The following is a 19,056-nucleotide window of genomic DNA, read 5'->3' on the forward strand; positions in this document are numbered from 1 at the left end:
TCCGCTCCGGGACGCCTGCCTCGCCGGTGCTCCCACCGAGCGACTGCCGCCGCCCCGCCGCGGGACTCCCCCGGCCCTACGCGGCCTGAAGACCTGCAGGCTCCCAAGCAGGGAGAAGAGCTCGTGAGCGTCGAACCTCCGCCGTCCGAGCGCCCCAAAGGCCCCCCGTCAGGTCCGCTCTTGGGCCCCTCGCAGCGGCATCGCACACCGCCCCCGCCCAGCGGTGGCAGGCCTCCCACCGGTGAGCCGCCGGGCGGAGGAGGCAGGGGCCGCGGGCGTGGGGGCGGCGCCGGCGAAGGCCCTCGTCGCCCCTGGTGGAGGTCGGTGCCCCAGGTGGCGACCATCGCCGCCGCGATCGTTGCGGCGGTGGTCCTGATCGTCGTCTTCACCCGCCCCGACGGCTCGTCGAACCAGCAGCAGGGTGAGATCTTCCTCCAGCCCGCCGCGAGCACCGGGCCGGATCCGTTCACGGAGTCGACGGCACGGAAGACCGCCACGCCGCCGCCGAGGCCATCGGCGCCCGGCACGCCGAACGCCACGGGCAACGTGGCGAAGGGCGTTGACGGAAACGCTCCCGGCCTCTACGGCGGTACGCGGAACGTGGCCAGCTGCGACGTGGAGAAGCAGATCACCGTGCTCAAGGCGGATCCGGCGAAGAACAACGCGTTCGCTTCGGCGCTGGGCATCGCCCCCTCCAAAGTCCCTGCCTATCTGCGAGGCCTCACACCCGTACAGCTGCGGGGGGACACCCGGGTCACCAACCACGGCTTCCGGAACGGCGTTGCCACCCCTTATCAGGCGGTGCTGCAGGCCGGCACCGCGGTCCTCGTCGACGACCGCGGCGTGCCACGGGTGCGCTGCGCCTGCGGAAACCCGCTCAAGCCGCCGGTCGCGCAGAAGAGCAATCCCAAGCGCACCGGCGACTCCTGGCCGGGCTACCAGCCGACGAACACCGTCGTCGTGGTGCCCGCACCCCGCCCGGTGAAGGAGTTCGTCGTTCAGGACCCGGACGACGGCGAGTGGTTCGCCCGGAAGAACGGCGACAAGACGGGAGAGCACGACAAGAAGACGGCGGCGCCCAAGACGCAGCCGTTCCCTACGGGGAAGGAGACGGCCCCGCCCACGGGGACGTCGGAGCCGAAGCAGGAGGAGGAGCAGAAGCGGGACGAGGAGAAGAAGAAGCAGGAGGACGAGGAGAAGCAGAAGCCGGAGGAGGAGCAGAAGCAGGACGAGGAGAAGAAGAAGCAGCAGGACGAGGAGAAGAAGAAGCAGGAGGACGAGGAGAAGCAGAAGCCGGAGGAGGAGCAGAAGCCGGAGGAGGAGCAGAAGCAGGACGAGGAGAAGAAGAAGCAGGAGGACGAGGAGAAGCAGAAGCCGGAGGAGGAGCAGAAGCCGGAGGAGGAGCAGAAGCGGCCTGAGGAGGAGCCGCCTGCGAAGCCGCCTGAGGAGGAGCAGAAGCGGCCTGAGGAGGCGCCGCCTGCGGAGCCCCCGCCTGCGGAGCCGCCACCTGCGGAGCCGCCACCTGCGGAGCCGCCACCTGCGGAGCCGCCACCTGCGGAGCCGCCACCTGCGGAGCCGCCACCTGCGGAGCCCCCGCCTGCGGAGCCCCCGCCTGCGGAGCCCCCGCCTGCGGAGCCGCCACCTGCGGAGCCCCCGCCTGCGGAGCCGCCACCTGCGGAGCCGCCACCTGCGGAGCCGCCACCTGCGGAGCCGCCACCTGCGGAGCCCCCGCCTGCGGAGCCGCCACCTGCGGAGCCCCCGCCTGCGGAGCCCCCGGGCGGCGATGGGGGCGGCGACGGCGGCGACGGTGGGGGCGGCGACGGCGGAGACGGTGGGGGCGGCGACGGCGGAGACGGTGGGGGCGGCGAGGGTTAGGCACCCGAAGGTGCGGATCGGGAGTTCCTGGGGCCTGACCGGGACCGTCCGCGACGGCCGCAGGACTCGCGTATGTGCGCCCGGATGCGAGCCGCGCGTGGTGCGGTGAACCTGGAGTGGTGGGGGGCCGTCTCCGAAAGAGGATCAGTCATGTCCATGATGGACAAGATCAAGCAGCTGCTGAAGGGCCACGAGAGCCAGACCGATCGGGCCATCGACAAGTCGGGCGACTACATCGACGACAAGACCCAGGGCAGGTACCGGGGCCAGGTCGACACCGCCCAGGACAGGCTCAAGGACGAGTTCGGCAGGGGCCGGGAGCAGGAGCCGCCCCAGAGCTGACGCCTATCGGGGCCCTGCGGGCGGCGTGCGTACGAACCGACTTCGACCACGTGCGCCCGCAGCCGGCCGGTCTGAGCCCACGGGCTAGCGAGCGCGACTCCCTGGGTACTCGCGCCCCTCCGTCCCGGGCGCTGTGGCACCCGTCGTGGCAGTTGCACCTGTCGTCCAGAGCCGCAGCAGCTCTCTCCGGCAACCTCGGCCGCCCTCCCCGGATCCGGCCGGCGACGCGGTGCTGGTCACCGGGCCCACTGCAAATCCGGCGGCCTGAAATCCGACACGACGTATCGTGAACTCCGGTAAACTCAGGCACCGTTGGAACTCGGCGAACGTGCCCGTCGTGGCTTGACGGGCAGAAACGCCGTAAGACCGCGCGCAGGGCACCGCAGGTTCACAACCGAGACCGCGCCTTTCTCATGCCAGAGGCCGCTTCCGCTCGCCGGAGGCGGCCTCTGGCGTGTGTTGCGCGCGGTCGGCCCGGCGGTGGTGGGTGGTGTTGGACACCTGATCCTGTTGCACACGCGGTCCTGCGGCGGCGTGCTCGACCTCCGCGACGTGGCTGTCGAGTTCTGCGAGCCCTGCGGGCCGATGCGGGCTCCCGAACGGTCAGAGGCCGCCCGGCGGCGTATCCCATTGGCTTTTATACGACGCCTCCGGATCAGTCAAGTCCCGAGTCCTCGGAACATGACCCTTCATTGCGGGTCGGGCCTACTTGAAGTGCGGGCCTCACCGGAAAGGGAACGAGGCAGCAGGATGAGGCGGAAATCCTTGCCGAGGATTCTCACCCTCGCCGAATCGACGGATGTTCCGGCATGAGTCGGAATCGATCCGCTGACCACGACCCCCTATTACCGGGGCGCGTCAGAATTCCTCTCGATATCAGAAGGAGAAAACCCATGATGAATGAGGTTAGTCCCACCATCGACGCCCGACCGAAGAAGCGGCGGGGCCGTCGCCTCGCGACGGCCGTCGCCTCGGCCGCGCTGATCACCGGGGGCATCTTCCTTCCGGCGTCCTCTGCCTTTGCCGACGGCGGTGCCGGCGGTGCCGGTGGTGCCGGCGGCACCAGCGTCAACGGCCCTGGCGGTTCCGGTGGTGCCGGTGGTGCCGGCGGCAACAGTACGAACGGCGCCGGTGGCTCCGGTGGCTCCGGTGGTACCGGCGGCACCAGCACCAACGGCCCCGGTGGCTCCGGTGGCTCCGGTGGCTCCGGCGGCAGCAGCACCAACGGCCCCGGCGGCTCCGGTGGTACCGGTGGTACCGGTGGCAGCAGCACCAACGGCCCGGGCGGCGGCGGTGGCGGCGGCGGTGGCGGCGGCGGGAGCGTGAACGGCCCCGGTGGTACCGGTGGCACCGGCGGTAAGGGTGGCGACAGCACCAACGGCAACGCCGGTGGCGGCGGCTCCGGCGGTGGCGGTGGCGGCAGCACCAATGGTGCCGGTGGTACCGGTGGTACCGGCGGTAACGGCGGCAGCAGCACCAACGGCAACGGTGGTACCGGTGGTACCGGCGGTACCGGTGGCACCAGCACCAACGGCCCCGGTGGTGCCGGTGGAGTCGGCGGTGTCGGAGGCACCGGCATCTGATCGCAGCAGGACGACGGCTTGGGCGGCCCGCGGCAGCGGGTCGCGGCCGCCCACCACGACGGGGTGGAGGTCTTCGGCGACCTCCACCTCCGTCCCCCCAATCTCATTGATCCCCAGCGATCCCACGAGTGAATGGAGAATCCTCATGTCCAGAAGTCACTGGCACCGTCCCGTCATCCTGGCGATAGCCGCCTTGGGCCTCGCCACTGGCACCGCATGTGCCGCACAGGCGCCGCAGAGCGCCGCGACCGCCACCAGCTACTCGGCAGATGCGCCCGGTGATGTCGCGCACGGTTCGGACTGCGGCAAGGGCGGCGAAGGCGGTAAGGGTGGGGAGGGCGGCAAGGGCGGTGAACCCGGCAAGCCCGGTGAGCCCGGCAAGCCCGGCCAGCCCGGTCAGTCCAGCTGTGTCGGGCACGACGACGGGCACGACGACCTGCCGGACAAGCCCAAGGAAGAGCTCACGGCGGCGGACAAGGTGCGGATCGTGTGGGCCATCGCGTCCGGAGACGCCACGAAGGTCGAGGTCGCCGAGAAGTACAAGGTCTCCGAAGAGGAGATCGAGACCTGGCAGAAGCAGTTCATCGAGGGTGACTGGTCCGCGCTGCTCGGAGACGAAGACCGCTCCACGCACCCGTGACCTTGGCGGCGGGCCGCTCGGACCGCCGAACAACGCGTCGGCGAGGCGTACCGGTCCGCTGCGGATGGGGGATCAGCGCAGCGGCCGATCGGCGGCCGTCCAGGGGCTCCGTCGTCCCTATGAGCCGATCCAAGCCCGACTCGCCCCGCCCCGGTGCGGGCGGGGCGCCCACACGGTGGGTCAGGTGCTGAAAGCCGGGGGCGTGACGCCCGGGCCGCGGACCGGGTCGCATCGATCAGGAAAGTACGAACGGCCGCCCTTTCTGCTTTTCCTGTTCTTCCGCGAGGCGGCGTGGAAAGTTCTTATCCGCGAGGCGGCACGAAAAGGCGAGCAGACACATAATCCGCGTCACGGAAAACCGTCTTCCGAAAAAGGGGTAATTCTATGCGCATGCGCTCTTGGAAATTCCGTCTCGGCCTCATGGTCTCGACCGCTCTCATAGGCGGCGGCGCGCTGGCGCCGGCCGCGACCGCAGCGCCCATGCCACAGGCGAACGCCGACGTGTCGAGTTCCCCCCGGCATCTGCCCGCAGATCAGGACCACGACGACCTGTCTGGTGACATCAAGGTGGGCGAAGACAACGTCCAGATCGGCGACCGCGTGTGCGCCGGAAACTGCAACGGAACCGTCAACGGCACCAACGGCGGCGACGGCGGGGTCTGCGTCGGGCTCTGCAACGGCAGCGCCAACGGCGCCAAGGGGACCCAGGGTCAGCCCGGCCAGAACGGCACCAAGGGCGGCAACGGCGGGGTGTGCGTCGGGGTCTGCAACGGCAGCGCCAACGGCGGCGACGGCGGCGACGGTGGCGACGGCGGGGACGCGGTCGACGGCGGCGACGGTGGCGACGGCGGTCAGGGCGGCGACGGCGGGACCTGCGTCGGCGTGGGCTGCGAGACCAGCGGCCAGGGCGGCCGCGGCGGCAACGGCGGCATGGGCTGAGTTCGTGCCCCGCCGCACCTGCGGTGGGGCAGGACTCGTAGTCCGGTCCCCGGCCCATGCAGAAGCATCACGCCGACTCCGAACGGATCGGCGCACCCCGCAAGACGCCCCCTTGGGCACGACGTGTCTGTAAGGCAGGCGTATCCCTCAGGCCGCGGCAAGCGACTGCTCGGCCCAGATGGTCTTACCGACCGGGGCGTGCCGCGTACCCCAGCGCTCGGAGAGCTGGGCGACCAGCAGCAGTCCGCGCCCCCCTTCGTCGAAGGTCCGGGCGCGCCGCATGTGCGGCGTGGTGCTGCTCGAGTCGGAGACCTCGCAGATCAGGGTGCTGTTCTCGTGTATCAGCCGCAGCTTGATGGGCGGATGGCCGTAGCGGATGGCATTGGTGACGAGTTCGCTGACCATCAACTCGGTGATGAAGACCGCGTCGTCAAGACCCCAGGCCTCCAGCTGGTCGGTGGCGTTCTTGCGGGCCTGGGCGACGATGGCGGGGTCGGAGGCCAGGTCCCAGGCGGCGACCCGGTCGGCGTGGAGGGCCCGGGTGCGGGCCACGAGCAGCGCGATGTCGTCGTCGGGGCGGTGGGTCAGCATGGACGTGAGAACCCTGTCGCAGACCGTTTCCAGCGTCGCCGCCGGGAGCGCGAGAGCCGAGAACATCTTGTCCAGGGCTTCGTCGATGTCGTGGTCGCGGGGCTCGAGCAGACCGTCGGTGTACAGGGCCAGGACGCTGCCCTCGGGCAGTTCCGTCTCGAAGGTCTCGAAGGGGAGGCCGCCGAGGCCCAGCGGCGGGCCGGCCGGGACGTCGAGGAAGTAGACCGCGCCCTCGGGGGTGACCACGGCTGGTGGGGGATGGCCGGCCCGGGCGAGGGTGCAGCGGCGCGACACCGGGTCGTAGACCGCGTACAGGCAGGTGGTGCCGATGCCCCCGGCGGTTTCGGCGGCGGGGTCCCCGCTGCCCTCGTCGGCCGACAGATGGATGACGAGGTCGTCGAGGTGCGTGAGCAGTTCGTCGGGCGGCAGGTCGACGTCGGCCAGGGTCCGCACCGCGGTACGCAGCCTGCCCATGGTGGCGGAGGCGCGTATCCCGTGGCCGACCACATCGCCCACGACGAGCGCCACCCGCGCACCGGACAGCGGGATCACGTCGAACCAGTCGCCGCCCACGCCGGCCCGGGTACCGGCGGGCAGATACCGGGAGGCGATCTCGAGCGCCGCCTGATCGGGCAGCGTGTGCGGGAGCAGGCTGCGCTGCAGCGTCATGGTGGTGGTGCGCTCCCGGGTGTACCGGCGGGCGTTGTGGATGCTCACGGCCGCTCTGGCCGTGAGCTCCTCGGCCAGCAGCAGGTCGTCCGACTCGAACGGCTCCCGGCGCCGGTGGCGGCTGAAGAGCGCCACGCCGAGAGTGATGCCGCGGGCGCGCATCGGCACCACCATCACCGAGCGCGTCCCGTACTCGCGGATCCAGGCGGCTCCGGGGTCCCGCGCCGCCCATCCGGCGATGGTCGAGTCGGTCATCTCGTACAACGCGGCACGGCCCGTGGTCAGGCACTCGGCCGGCGGTGAGAGCGCGGGGTAGACATTCGTGTCGCCGACCGCGACCAAGGAGTCGGGGCTCTCCTCGGCGACCGACCGCAGAGCGGTGCGGCGCATGGTGACCGGTCCGGGCGACTGCGCGGAGGCCGGTTCGTCGCCCTGCTGGGGGAGGTCCAGCAGGTCCACGGCTGCGAAGTCCGCGAGCTGGGGCACGGCGACGTCGGCCAGCTCCTGCGCGGTGTGTGCGACGTCGAGAGTGGTGCCGATGCGGGAACCGGCCTCGTTCAGCAGGAGCATCCGCTGCCGGGCCAGGTACTCCCCGGACCTGTCGTGCGCCGTCAGGCACACCGCGCACACCCTGCCGTCCGGGTCCTTCAACGGTGCGAACGAGGTCGACCAGCCGCGCTCCGGGCTCACGCCCGTTGGACGGATGTACGCCTCCACGTACTGGGGCTCACCCGTCTCCAACGCCAGCCGCATCTTCCTCTCGGCCTCGTCGCTCACCGGATACGGGGCGATCTCCGTCAGGTGCAGCCCCTCCATCTCGGCCTCCGTCAGGGACAGCGCCCGCTCCATGCCGGCGTTCGCGCCCACCAGCCGCAGATCGGTGTCGAAGATCGCCAGGATGTCGGGGGACTGGGTGAACGTCCATTCCCTCAGCGCTTCGCCCGCGGGCGTGCGCGGTCGCCCCGCCACGGCGGACACCACGAGCCACTCGGTGATCCCGCCGTCCGACGACCGCCGGTGCGCGAGCAGTCCCGTCTCCACCCGGTGGCCGTCCCGGTGCCGCAGCGCCAGGGTGCCGCTCCATCGTTCCTTCCCGGCAGGGGTTCGGCGGGCCCCTTCGGCGGCCTCGTCGGCGAGCAGCCTGGCGGCGGGCCGGCCGACGACCTCCGAGGGCACGTAACCGAGCAGCCGCCGGGCACCTTCGCTCCACCCCGTCACGGTGCCCTGCTCGTCGATGGTGGCCGTGGCCGTGTACGCAAACTCAAGGGAGGCGTCCGACTCGTCCGGCGCGTCCGGCCGCTCGTCAGGAGGGGTGGGAAGTCGCTCCATCGCCGCTCATCTCGCCCTTGCTCGATCCTCTCCCCGCTCTTCCCGCGGGAACCTGCACGACCAGGGCTCTACTGACAAGCATGATCCTGCGGGGCGCGGAGCACCAAACGCAGTGCCGGGTACGGCGGGAGCGCCCGCCTGCCGGGTACGGCGGGAACGCCCGCCCGGGAGCCTTGGCGCCAAGGACGAAAAAATCTTCAGAAGGCATGCAACGGCGTGGAACCGGACTCCGGACTCCTGGCGTGAATGGGGGTAAATACCGACATTCCGGTATGAGATCCCTGCTTCCGAGGGCGTGAGCAGTGAAGACCGGAGCCGATTCGTCGAGGAAACCCCATGAGCTTCACGACCACGCCGCAGGCCGAAGCGCTCGCAGCCGCGCAGCTCGCGCTGGCGCCCCGCGAGCAGGAGACACTGCGGCACATCGCCGCAGGGCGCACCTACCTGCAGACGGCCCGCCACATGGGGCTCTCGAAGCACACGGTCGACGCGTACCTCCGCCGTATCCGGGCGAAGCTGGGCATCAACAGCACGGCGGAGCTCACGCGGCTGGCCATATCCCTGGGGCTGTGATTCCTGTGAGCCGATCTGTTCGTCTTCGCCGTCGTCTTGGCCTTGGCCTCCGCCTCGGCCTGCACCATCTCCGTGCGCGCGCCGCGTGGTCGCTCGCCCGACCCGCATGCGCAACTCCGCCGCGCGGCCTTTCCGGTACGAGGAGCAGCTCGTGACCCTCGAACCCCCGTCGCCCAACCTCCCCGAAGGGCCCCCGCCGGGTCCGCTCGCGAGTCCCCCCGAGCCGGGCCCAGGCCCGACCCCGCCGCCGGGCCCGCCGAGCAGACAGCCTGGCGGGGCAGGCGGGGCAGGCGGGGCAGGCCGCGACGGTTCCGGGAAGCCGGGCAAGGACCCCGGAAACCCGGGTCGCCCCAGGTGGAGGTCGCCCCACCGACTTTCGTTGATCGTCGCCGTGATCGCGGCCGTGGTGGCCCTCGTCGCCGTCCTGACGCGTCCCGACGGCGGTACTGCGCAGAACCAGGGTGAGGTCTTCCTCCAGGCCGCCGGTACGACGGGTCAGGACCCGTTCACAGAGTCGACCGCGCGGGAGAGCTCTCCTCCGCCGTCGCCGCCCTCCCTGGCCAGCCCCGACGCCACGGAGACGGCCAATGTGACGCCCGGTGTCGAGGGGTCGTCGCCCGGCCTCTACGGCGGCACACGGAACGTCTCCAGCTGTGATGTGGAGAAGCAGATCGCCGCGCTCGACGCGGCTCCGGAGAAGAAGAAGGCGTTCGCCACGGCGCTGGGCATCGAACCCTCAGAGGTGCCGGACTATCTGCGGTCGCTCACACCCGTACAGCTACGGGTGGACACGCGGGTCACCAGCCACGGCTACCGGAACGGCGTTGCCACCAGTTATCAGGCGGTGCTGCAGGCCGGTACCGCCGTCCTCGTCGACGACCGCGGAGTGCCGCGCGTGCGGTGCGCCTGCGGAAACCCGCTGCTCCCTCCGGTCGCGCAGAAAGGCACGCCCGACACGACGGGCGACCCATGGCCCGCGTACCGGCCGTCGAACGTCGTGGTCGTGACACCCGCGCCCCGGCCGGTGGACGCGTTCGTCATGGTCGACCCGGAGAAGGACGACTGGTTCTCCCGCCGACCCGGTGACACCGGCACCCACGACCGCAAGACGTCCCGGCCGACGACCGCCGAGCCGACTCCGCAGGGCACCGAGCCCACCTCGCCGACGGAGGAACCGAACCCGCTGGCGGAGGAACCGGCGCCGACGACGGACACGGCCTCGCCGAGTACGGACGCGCCGTCGCCGGGCACCTCGTCTCCGGAGTCGCGTTCCTCGGAGCCTCTTCCGTCCTCCGAGTCCTCCGAGCTCTCCGAGTCCCCAACGCCACCTGAGTCGGGTAAGCCCCCCAAGTCCCCTGAGCCGCCCGGGCCTTCGGAATCGTCAACTCCGCCTGACTCGCGCGAGTCCGCGAACCCACCGGTGTCTCCCAAGTCGCTGGACGCGACGGAGTCCTCGCAGCCGCCGGACTCGGGAGAGACGCCGGGGTCAACCCAACCGCCGGACGAGGCTGGGACTCCAGGGGCGACGGCGTCCCCCGAATCCCCCGAATCCCTGAAATCCCCGGAATCTCCAGAGTCCTCCGAATCCCTGGAATCCCCAGGCTCTTCGGAATCCTCCAAGTCGTCCGACTCCCCGAAGCCTCCGGATTCCAAGGGCTCCACAGATCCGCCGACATCTTCGGAACCCCAAAGTCCCCGGAGCCCCCGAAGCCCTACGACTCCCTGATCACCCCGGCCCCTTCCGAGTCCGAGACCTCACGGGGCAACGCGACCGCCACCCCCGGTCAGCCCGCCTCCCCCCAAGAGACCGCCCCCGCCTCAGCCCCGCGACCCACCCCGTACTCGACCGCAGTCTGACGGGAGCGGAAGCTGACGTGAGTCCGGCGGGCTGCGCTAACCGTTCCTATCGTGATTGGCCAGTGTTGGCCGAACCATGACTTACCGGATCGTTGATCCGGTGACCCCTCGAACGGTCTTCGGGGTCGGGGAACAGCGCGAGTTGGTCACCTTGGCACTGTCGAGTCTTACCGCCCCGTACGGGCGCGCTCGCTGTCCTGGGTGGACTCGCGGTCCCGCGTGGCCTGGGAACGAATACGGTCTGGCCGGTAGCTCTCCCCGCGCTCATCCTCTGGTGAGCGGGGGTCACACCTGGCCGACGCCGGATCCGGTGTCCCAGGCCACGCCTGCCGATCGCCACAGCCGCCGAGTGGTGGCGTGTGACGGTGGTCTTCTTGTTGGTCTGCTGGAGCGGGGTCTTCCAGTACCGCTCGCCCCAGATGCTGGTGTACGCCGGATCGACCGCGATGACGACTAGGCCGGCATGGAACGCCATGCCGCGCAGCCGTTCCCGGAACCGGGCGGTGGGAATACCAGCCACCGTCTTCCGGAACTTTTTGCCCCGGCCACCGCGTCCCATCCGCTCCCGGCCGGTGGCGCGGGCGTCGTCAAAGTTGAGGTTCTCCACCACGATGCCCGCGCAGTCATGTTGCCGGGCAAGCGTGATGAGCTGGCTGATCGCGTCACGCAGGCGGCCGTCCCGCTGCGATGCCGGGCCGACCAGGTCGAGTGGGATGGTGTGAGGTTGGCCGATCGGGTTGCCGTGCGGGTCGAGGACGTAGGCGGCAAGGTGGTCGGCGTTGAGGTCGATGCCGATCGTCCGCTCGCCGAAGTCCCGGATCTCGCCCGGGGTAGGGAGGACGGCCCTGTCGGCGCCCCAGGACGCATCCAGGTACCAGCGTCCACGGCTCGGCTCGTATGCGAAGTCGTACCGGACTGCCCTGTTGGCGGTCACCCGGTCGAGCCACTCGTCACGGCGGTGGGAGAAGGCGACGGTGCCGCCCAGCCGGTACCGGCCCCGAGGCATGTTTGCGAGATGCCGCAGCGGCTCCGGGAGCACGATCGTGACGCTGCCGTCGTTCGGGTCCACGCAGATCGTGTGGTTCCCAAACGGCGCCCCCGACTCGCCATCGGCGGTCAGGAACAGCCGCTCAGCATCCCAGCGTGCGCGCCACTCAGCCTCGGTCAGATGTGCGTCAGCGGGGTTGTGCCGGGCCTTCGCCAGGCGCCGGCCGCCGACCACAATGCTCGGCCGGCCGGATGCGATACGCGCATCTACGGCCGTGAGACGGGCCTTGAGGACCTGCAAGCGACGCTGCTTCTGGAAGCGTTCGGCCTGGTCTTTGTATCCGCGGACCTTGCCCTTCTTGGTGCCGCACGCGACAGCCAGGCGCCGGGTGATGGTGCGGATCGCACGCCGCAGGCTGGATGCCTCGTCGTACAGGCACCGCAACGACAGCTGGTACTGGTCCTCGCTCGCCCTGGTCATCGCACCGGCCATACGGGACGACGCGTGCTTCGTCAGCTCACGCTTGCGCTCGGTGCGCTGGTTGTCCTTGACGCGCACCTTGCCGATCTCAACGCGTCGGGCCAAGTCAGCCCGCTGATGGTGACCCAGATGCTGGCCAACCAGCGTGAGGACTTCGGCGTCAGCATCGGTGTCGTGCACACGGTCCCGTATACGGGCACCAGACGGCGCGGCGACAGTGAAAGGGGTAGCCAGCTCACGCAGGCGCTCGCCACGCTTCTTACGCGCCACTGGCCAGCCTCCTCCCCGAGCGACAAGATCGCCCTACCATTCGTGGCCAAGCATGTCCTACAAGTCCGGGGTGGGTGCAGTGGACTTAACTGCCTTCGTCAACGCCCTGGCCTTCGCCGAACGCTGCCCCTACAACCGGCCCGAGAACGACGTGACCACCGCAAGCATGTCCCTCACCAGCTCCGACTCCTGCGAAGCGTCCAGGTCTTCATCCGTACCGGCAAATTCCAGCTCTACGCCGAAGGCCGGCAGCATCACATCCCGTATGATGCCGGTTCCGAATCGGGCCAGGCGCCCCTCATGCTCGACCAGCAGCACCGACACCTCCGGCCGCTGGCACAACGTCAACGCCCACCGCAGGCCCCGGCGCTGGTCCGACAGACCCGACGCGACATCGAAGAACTCGCCCACCGGCCGACTGGCCGCAGCCTTCCGCAACCGAGCCATCTGCCGATCGAGGTCGCCCTCAGTGCGCTGCCGCTGCGACGACACACGCCCCTACAGCACTACGCCCTCAACGTCCGGCAGCCGTCCAGCCACGGCCCGCAGTGCCTCCAGCTCGACCACGGAGAACACGCGCTTCCCTCCCGGTGACCTGCGGTCCGCCAGCACGCCAGATGCCGTGTACCTGCACAGCGTCCGGGTCCACACACCCAGAATCCACACAGCCCGCGTCGCCGAAACCATCCCTTGAACCATCCCGGCAAGTAATCCCAAAATGGCCAAGCATGACCAGTCAACCAAGGAACTGCTGGCAACCCGTCACGCCGCCCGCGGTGAGCCGTTCGCGGGCCCACGCCCCGAGCATCGGGACACAGCGCTCGGCGAAGTACTCGAAGTCTTCGGCGGTGTTGTAGACATGCGTCGACAGCCGCATGTAGCCGACGCCGTCGAAGCTGGTGAAGGCCGCTTCCACACCCAGTTCCCGCGCCACCCGGTCCCGCAGGGCGTCCGCGTCGACGCGTGTCGGGGCCAGACCGTCCGGAAGCCGCACCAGACGGAGCGCGTTGACAGGCATGCCGACGTCGACGGTGGCGCTCTCGCCGATGAGTCCGGAGAAGGCTTCGGCGAGGATCCGCTCGGCATAGTCGGCGAGATCGCCCATGTACGTACGGGCCGTGCCCCAGCCCCAGTTGGACTCGACGAAGTCGAGCGCGGCCGGAGCTGCCAGATAGCTGGTGACGTCGACGGTTCCCTGGGTGTCGAAACGGTCGGGGAACGGATCGGGAGCGCCCCAGGAGTCGATCAGCGGATACAGCCCGTCGCGCAGCGCACCGCGGGCGACGAGCGCAGCCGCGCCGCGGGGCGCGCAGCCGAACTTGTGGAGATTGCCGATCCAGAAATCGCACTCCACGCCGGCCAACGGGTCCTCGGCGAGTCCGGGCACATGCGCCCCGTCCAGAAGAACCGGGATTCCCCTGGCCCGCGCTTCCGCACCGATCCGCTCGACGGGCATCCAGCGCGCGGTCGCCGAGGTGATGTGGTCGAGGACGATCAGGCCGGTCGCCTCGTTCATCCCGGCGGCCACGGCCTCGTACGCCTGGTCCTCGTCGGCGTCGAGCGGCACATGAGCCGTACGGACCGTGCCGCCCCAGCGCCGGGCGAGACGTTCGGCCCCCATGGTCACGGCCCCGTAGCCGTGGTCGGTGACGAGGACTTCGCCGCCGGGCCGGGACGGGACGTTCGCATAGACCACACTCGCGCCGCCGCTCGCGTTCGGGACGAGCGCGAGGTCCTCCGCAGCGACGTGGAGGAACGCCGCGATCTCGGCCCGGGCACGGGCGACCCGCTGGGACAGGCCCGGGAACCAGAGGCCCGGAGACCGGTCCATCTCCGCCCGCAGCCGGCTCTGCTCGTCCTGCGCCACGACCGGAACCGCGCCGAACGATCCGTGGTTGAGGTGCTTCTGCGCGGGGTCCAGAGACCAGGCTTCGGCGGCAGGCCGTCCGTCCGCGAGGAGCAGGGGGCGCGGCGGCGCCGTGGTGACGTCGGTCTGGCTCACAGGGCGAGGGCTCCGTATCTCGATCTGATGACTCCGCGGCATCCTGGCACAGCGCTCCCACCACCTCGCCCACCAGGTGTTCACGCAGCCCGAGGGACCGGGGGATCAAGCGGTCGGCGTGCCGGTGACGCCCGCCCCTGGCCGTGCCCGCCCCGCCCTGCCCGCGGGTTTCCTTGCCGCTCCCGTCGAGGACGAAGGCGGTACTCGTCACTGCGGCGCAGGGTCCGACTGCGACGCCGCGCCCGGCGGATGGATCGCGCCGGTTGTCTCCGCCAGCGGCGTGCCGGTGCCGCCCCAGCGGAGAGCGACGATCTCGGCAGCGACCGAGACGGCCACCTCCTCGGGCGTACGGGCCCCGAGGTCCAGGCCCACCGGCGAGCGCAGCCGGCCGAGTTCCTCCTCGCTGAGCCCGGCATCGCGCAGCCGCTTCATACGGTCGTCGTGCGTGCGGCGGCTACCCATCGCGCCGATGTACGCCGCGGGACGGCGCAGCGCCTCCTCAAGCAGCGGGACGTCGAACTTCGGGTCATGGGTCAGGACACAGATCACCGTGCGCTGGTCGGTGACGGTGCCGCTCAGATAGCGGTGCGGCCATTCGACGACGACCTCGACGCCCGCGGGGAACCGCTTCGGCGTCGCGAACACCGGCCGGGCGTCGCACACCGTGACCCGATAGCCGAGGAAGTCACCGATCCTCGCCACCGCAGCCGCGTAGTCGATCGCGCCGAACACCAGCATCCTCGGCGGCGGGGCGAAGGAGTGCAGGAACACCGTGACGGCGTCCTCCCGCCGCTCCCCGTGCGGGCCGTAGTGCCGCCGCCCGGTGGCGCCCTGCGCCAGCTCACCCCGTGCGTCGGCGGTGACGGCCACGTCCAGCCCGGTCGAACCCAGCGAACCCGACACCCGGTCCGGCCACACGGCCAGCGTGGCGCCGCGTGGCGCCGGGCCGTCGATCACCGTCGCCACGGTGACCGGGCGGCCCGCGGCGACCGACTCGGCGACATCGCCGAACGAGAGGTCGGTCTCCGGCGAGACGGACCGTACGAGAAGGGTGATCTCGCCGCCGCACGTGAGACCGACGGCGAACGCGTCCTCGTCGCTGTAGCCGAACGTCTCCAGCCGCGCCTCGCCGCCCTCCACGACCTCCTTGGCCAGCTCGAACACGGCGCCTTCCACACAACCGCCGGAGACGCTGCCCACAACTTCGTCACCCGGGCCCACCGCCATCGATGCCCCCGGATCGCGCGGTGCGCTGCGGCTGACCACGACGACGGTGGCCAGCCCGAACGGCGACCCCTGCGCGTACCACCGGCTGAGCGCCGGGAGGATCTCACGCATCGTCCGCTCCTCTCTCCACCGCTGCCGGGTTCTCCGGCGTGACCAGACTGTGCCCCTTGACGAAAGCGTCCATGCTCGGCAGCGCCGCCGCCATCCCGGCCGCGCCGGGCCGCGTGTGGTCTGTTGCGAGGAGTGGATTGTCATGTACGGTGCACGCGCCCCATGTGTAGCTCGACGGTTCGTCGACCTACTTGTCTACGCGCGCAGACCCGACACCCGCACCGCTCCTTCCCCCACCCCTCACGGAGGTATGCCGGATGCTCGGATCCACAAGATCCCGCCACAGACTCTCAGCCGCCGCGGTCCTGGCCCTCTGCGGACTGCTGTCCGCGGGCACGGCCACGGGCACGGCAGGAGCCGCCCCGGCCGACATGACGGCGGCGGCATCCACCCAGGCCACCGAGGCCGCCGCGGCCACCCCGCACCGCGTGCTCTTCGACAACACCAAGGCCGAGACCGCCGGCAACGCCGACTGGATCATCGGCACAAGCCAGCCCGACCCGCTGGGCCAGGACGCGACCCCCACGGCCGAGACGGACTGGACCGGCGCCATCTCCGCCTGGGGCGTCGCCCTGCAGAAGACGGGCGACTACTCGCTCAAGACGCTGCCATCGGGCAACACCATCACCTACGGCACGACCTCGGCGCTGGACCTGCAGAACTTCGACACGTTCGTGCTGCCGGAGCCGAACGTCCTGCTCAGCGCGGCCGAGAAGACGGCCGTCATGAAGTTCGTGCAGAACGGCGGCGGCCTCTTCCTGGTCTCGGACCACACCGGTGCGGACCGCAACAACGACGGCTACGACGCGGTCGAGGTCATCAACGACCTGATGTCCAACAACAGCGTCGACAGCACCAACCCCTTCGGCTTCTCCGTCGACTCGCTGAGCATCGGCACCGAGAATCCGAGGGCCATCACGGACACCGCGGACCCGGTGCTGAACGGATCGTTCGGCAAGGTCACCGGCAGCATCATCCGCAGCGGTACGACCGTCACGCTCACCCCGTCCGCCAACTCCTCCGTCAAGGGCCTGGTCTACCGCTCCGGCTACTCCGGGAACACCGGCGCCTTCTTCGCCACCAGCACCTTCGGCAGCGGCCGGGTCGCAGTTTGGGGCGACAGCTCACCCATCGACGACGGCACCGGCCAGTCCGGCAACACGCTCTACGACGGCTGGAACGACACCGCGGGCACCAATGCCGCGCTCGCGCTCAACGCCACCGAGTGGCTGTCGGGCGGCGAAGGCGACGGCGGCGGGGGAGGCGGCACCAGTTGCACGGCCGCTCAGCTGCTCGCCAACCCCGGCTTCGAGTCCGGCGCGACCTCCTGGTCCGCCACCAGTGGCGTCATCACCAACGACTCAGGCCAGGCCGCCCGTACCGGCTCGTACAAGGCCTGGCTCTCCGGATACGGCTCCGCGCACACCGACACCCTGTCCCAGGCGGTGACCATCCCGTCCGGCTGCTCGGCGGCCCTCAGCTTCTATCTGCACATCGACACAGCCGAGACCACGACCACCACGGCCTACGACACCCTGAAGGTCCAGGTTCTCAACAGCAGCGGCACGGTCCTGTCCACCCTGGCCACCTACTCCAACCTCAACGCGGCGACCGGCTACACCCGCCGCACCTTCGACCTCAGCTCCTACGCCGGACAGGCCGTCACGCTCAAGTTCACCGGCACCGAGGGCTCCGTCCTGCAGACGTCGTTCGTCGTCGACGACACGGCCATCGACGTGAGCTGACCCGATGTGACCTGAAAGTGGTAACGCCGCAGGTGGGGGCCGGGGTTGCTGGACCCGGCCCCCTTCGCGTCGGCGTCAGCTGCCCAGCGCCGCCGACACCACGCCCTTCGCTTCCTCCTGCACCTGCGCGAGGTGCTCGGGCCCCAGGAACGACTCGGCGTAGATCTTGTAGACGTCCTCAGTGCCGGACGGGCGGGCCGCGAACCACGCGTTGGGCGTGGTCACCTTGATGCCGCCGATGGGGGCTCCGTTGCCGGGCGCCTCGGTGAGCACGGCCGTGACCGGCTCCCCGGCCAGGGTGTCGGCGGTGACCTGCTCCGGTGAGAGCTTGGCGAGGATGGTCTTCTCCTCGCGGGACGCGGGCGCGTCGATACGGGCGTACGCGGGCTCGCCGAAGCGCTCGGTCAGAATGGCGTAGTGCTCCGAGGGGGTCTCCTCGGTGACGGCCAGGATCTCGGAGGCGAGCAGGGCCAGGATGATGCCGTCCTTGTCGGTGGTCCACACCGAGCCGTCGCACCGGAGGAAGGACGCCCCGGCCGACTCCTCGCCGCCGAAGCCGAGCGAGCCGTCGACCAGCCCGTCCACGAACCACTTGAAGCCGACGGGCACCTCGACCAGGTCACGGCCCAGGTCGGCGGCGACCCGGTCGATCATGCTCGACGACACCAGCGTCTTGCCGATGCCGGCGTCGGCGGGCCACTGGTCGCGGTGGGTGTAGAGGTAGGCGATGGCCGCGGCGAGATAGTGATTGGGGTTCATCAGACCGGCGTCCGGGGTGACGATGCCGTGCCGGTCGGCGTCGGCGTCGTTGCCGGTGGCGATCTGGAAGCGGTCGCGCTGCTGGATGAGCGAGGCCATCGCGTACGGCGACGAGCAGTCCATACGGATCTTGCCGTCCCAGTCCAGGGTCATGAACCGCCAGGCGGGGTCCGTCAGCGGGTTGACCACCGTCAGGTCAAGCCGGTGCTGCTCGGCGATACGGCCCCAGTACGCGACCGAAGCGCCGCCCAGCGGGTCGGCGCCGATGCGCACGCCCGCCGCCCGCACCGCGTCCAGGTCCAGCACGCTGGGCAGGTCCTCGACATAGGAGCCGAGGAAGTCGTACCGCCCGGTCGTGGGCGCCGCCAGGGCCTGGGTGTAGGGAAGCCGCCGGACTTCCTTCAGGCCACCGGCGATGATCTCGTTGGCGCGGTCCTGGATCCAGGAGGTGGCGTCGGACCCGGCCGGGCCGCCGTTCGGCGGGTTGTACTTGAAGCCGCCGTCGGCGGGCGGGTTGTGCGACGGGGTGACCACGACGCCGTCCGCGAGGCCCGCCGCGCGGCCGCGGTTGTGGGTGAGGATGGCGTGCGACACGGCCGGGGTGGGGGTGTAGCCGTCGGCAGCGTCTATGAGCACCGTCACGCCGTTGGCGGCGAACACCTCGATGGCGGTCACCTTGGCCGGCTCGGACAGCGCATGGGTGTCGGCGCCGAGGAACAGCGGCCCGTCGGTGCCCTGCCGGGCCCGGTACTCGCAGATGGCCTGGCTGGTCGCGGCGATGTGGTCCTCGTTGAAGGCCGTGGCGAGCGACGATCCGCGGTGGCCCGACGTGCCGAATGACACGCGCTGGCCCGGCTCGGCCGGGTCGGGGTGCAGCGCGTAGTACGCGGTCACCAGCCGGGCGACGTCGATGAGGTCCTCTGGCTGGGCCGGCTGCCCCGCTCGCTCGTGCTGCATGAGCCCGCTCCTTGGCGTCGGTTGTGCGTTCGGTTGTGGGTCCATTTTCCCGGTTCGTGGGCGTGATCCGCGAGTGCGCCTCCGGCCGGTCCCAGAGTGGCCGGGCGGGGCGCTCCGCG

Annotated in this window: 12 protein-coding genes and 2 pseudogenes; 8 read left to right on the forward strand and 6 right to left on the reverse strand. The window is 70.6% G+C overall.

Features of this window, described 5'->3' with window-relative positions:
• Positions 1 to 123 precede the first annotated feature (123 nt).
• From ABT009_RS35185 to ABT009_RS35205, 5 genes and pseudogenes are all read left to right on the forward strand, one after another.
• Positions 124 to 1,140 (forward strand): annotated as a pseudogene (locus tag ABT009_RS35185) (DUF6777 domain-containing protein); the annotation flags it as partial.
• An 885-nt stretch (positions 1,141 to 2,025) separates the two neighbouring features.
• A complete protein-coding gene (locus ABT009_RS35190; protein WP_351304492.1) occupies positions 2,026 to 2,217 on the forward strand; it encodes an antitoxin in 192 nt (63 codons plus the stop codon).
• Positions 2,218 to 3,110: 893 nt separating this feature from the next.
• Complete coding sequence (locus ABT009_RS35195) at positions 3,111 to 3,800, forward strand: hypothetical protein (protein ID WP_351304495.1); 690 nt, start codon at positions 3,111 to 3,113, stop codon at positions 3,798 to 3,800.
• 145 nt (positions 3,801 to 3,945) lie between these two features.
• A complete protein-coding gene (locus tag ABT009_RS35200) occupies positions 3,946 to 4,440 on the forward strand; it encodes a DUF1153 domain-containing protein (protein WP_351304497.1) in 495 nt (164 codons plus the stop codon).
• Between the two features lie 390 nt (positions 4,441 to 4,830).
• Positions 4,831 to 5,379: a hypothetical protein gene (locus tag ABT009_RS35205; protein WP_351304499.1), complete on the forward strand. Its 549-nt coding sequence runs from the start codon at positions 4,831 to 4,833 to the stop codon at positions 5,377 to 5,379.
• Positions 5,380 to 5,526: 147 nt separating this feature from the next.
• Here ABT009_RS35205 and ABT009_RS35210 read toward each other — a convergent pair whose 3' ends face one another.
• Positions 5,527 to 7,968, reverse strand: coding sequence for a SpoIIE family protein phosphatase (locus ABT009_RS35210; RefSeq protein WP_351304501.1), 2,442 nt, complete (start codon positions 7,966 to 7,968; stop codon positions 5,527 to 5,529).
• A 336-nt stretch (positions 7,969 to 8,304) separates the two neighbouring features.
• On the opposite strand from ABT009_RS35210, the gene ABT009_RS35215 reads away from it, so the two are divergent.
• Positions 8,305 to 8,541, forward strand: a complete 237-nt coding sequence (locus ABT009_RS35215; protein ID WP_351304504.1) for a response regulator transcription factor — start codon at positions 8,305 to 8,307, stop codon at positions 8,539 to 8,541.
• Between the two features lie 151 nt (positions 8,542 to 8,692).
• A pseudogene (locus ABT009_RS35220) lies at positions 8,693 to 9,967 on the forward strand (DUF6777 domain-containing protein); the annotation flags it as partial.
• Between the two features lie 477 nt (positions 9,968 to 10,444).
• Here the strand turns inward: ABT009_RS35220 and ABT009_RS35225 are convergent.
• From ABT009_RS35225 to ABT009_RS35240, 4 genes are all read right to left on the reverse strand, one after another.
• Positions 10,445 to 11,971, reverse strand: a complete 1,527-nt coding sequence (locus tag ABT009_RS35225; RefSeq protein ID WP_351304509.1) for a hypothetical protein — start codon at positions 11,969 to 11,971, stop codon at positions 10,445 to 10,447.
• Positions 11,972 to 12,265: 294 nt separating this feature from the next.
• Positions 12,266 to 12,628 (reverse strand): recombinase family protein, encoded by a 363-nt coding sequence (locus ABT009_RS35230; RefSeq protein WP_351304512.1) that lies wholly within the window; start codon positions 12,626 to 12,628, stop codon positions 12,266 to 12,268.
• 244 nt (positions 12,629 to 12,872) lie between these two features.
• Complete coding sequence (locus tag ABT009_RS35235) at positions 12,873 to 14,138, reverse strand: aminotransferase class V-fold PLP-dependent enzyme (RefSeq protein ID WP_351304514.1); 1,266 nt, start codon at positions 14,136 to 14,138, stop codon at positions 12,873 to 12,875.
• A gap of 207 nt (positions 14,139 to 14,345) precedes the next feature.
• A complete protein-coding gene (locus ABT009_RS35240) occupies positions 14,346 to 15,476 on the reverse strand; it encodes an XdhC family protein (RefSeq protein ID WP_351304517.1) in 1,131 nt (376 codons plus the stop codon).
• A gap of 257 nt (positions 15,477 to 15,733) precedes the next feature.
• Here ABT009_RS35240 and ABT009_RS35245 point away from each other — a divergent pair, with 257 nt between their 5' ends.
• On the forward strand, positions 15,734 to 17,221 hold the full coding sequence (locus ABT009_RS35245) for a hydrolase (protein ID WP_351304520.1): 1,488 nt from the start codon (positions 15,734 to 15,736) through the stop codon (positions 17,219 to 17,221).
• Positions 17,222 to 17,296: 75 nt separating this feature from the next.
• On the opposite strand, the gene pgm is transcribed toward ABT009_RS35245, so the two are convergent.
• The gene (gene pgm / locus ABT009_RS35250) at positions 17,297 to 18,937 is read right to left on the reverse strand and encodes a phosphoglucomutase (alpha-D-glucose-1,6-bisphosphate-dependent) (RefSeq protein WP_351304523.1); all 1,641 of its coding nucleotides are present in this window, start codon (positions 18,935 to 18,937) and stop codon (positions 17,297 to 17,299) included.
• Positions 18,938 to 19,056: the final 119 nt, after the last annotated feature.

The organism is Streptomyces sp. NPDC002896 (genome assembly GCF_040295225.1).
In the GTDB taxonomy this organism is placed as follows: domain Bacteria; phylum Actinomycetota; class Actinomycetes; order Streptomycetales; family Streptomycetaceae; genus Streptomyces.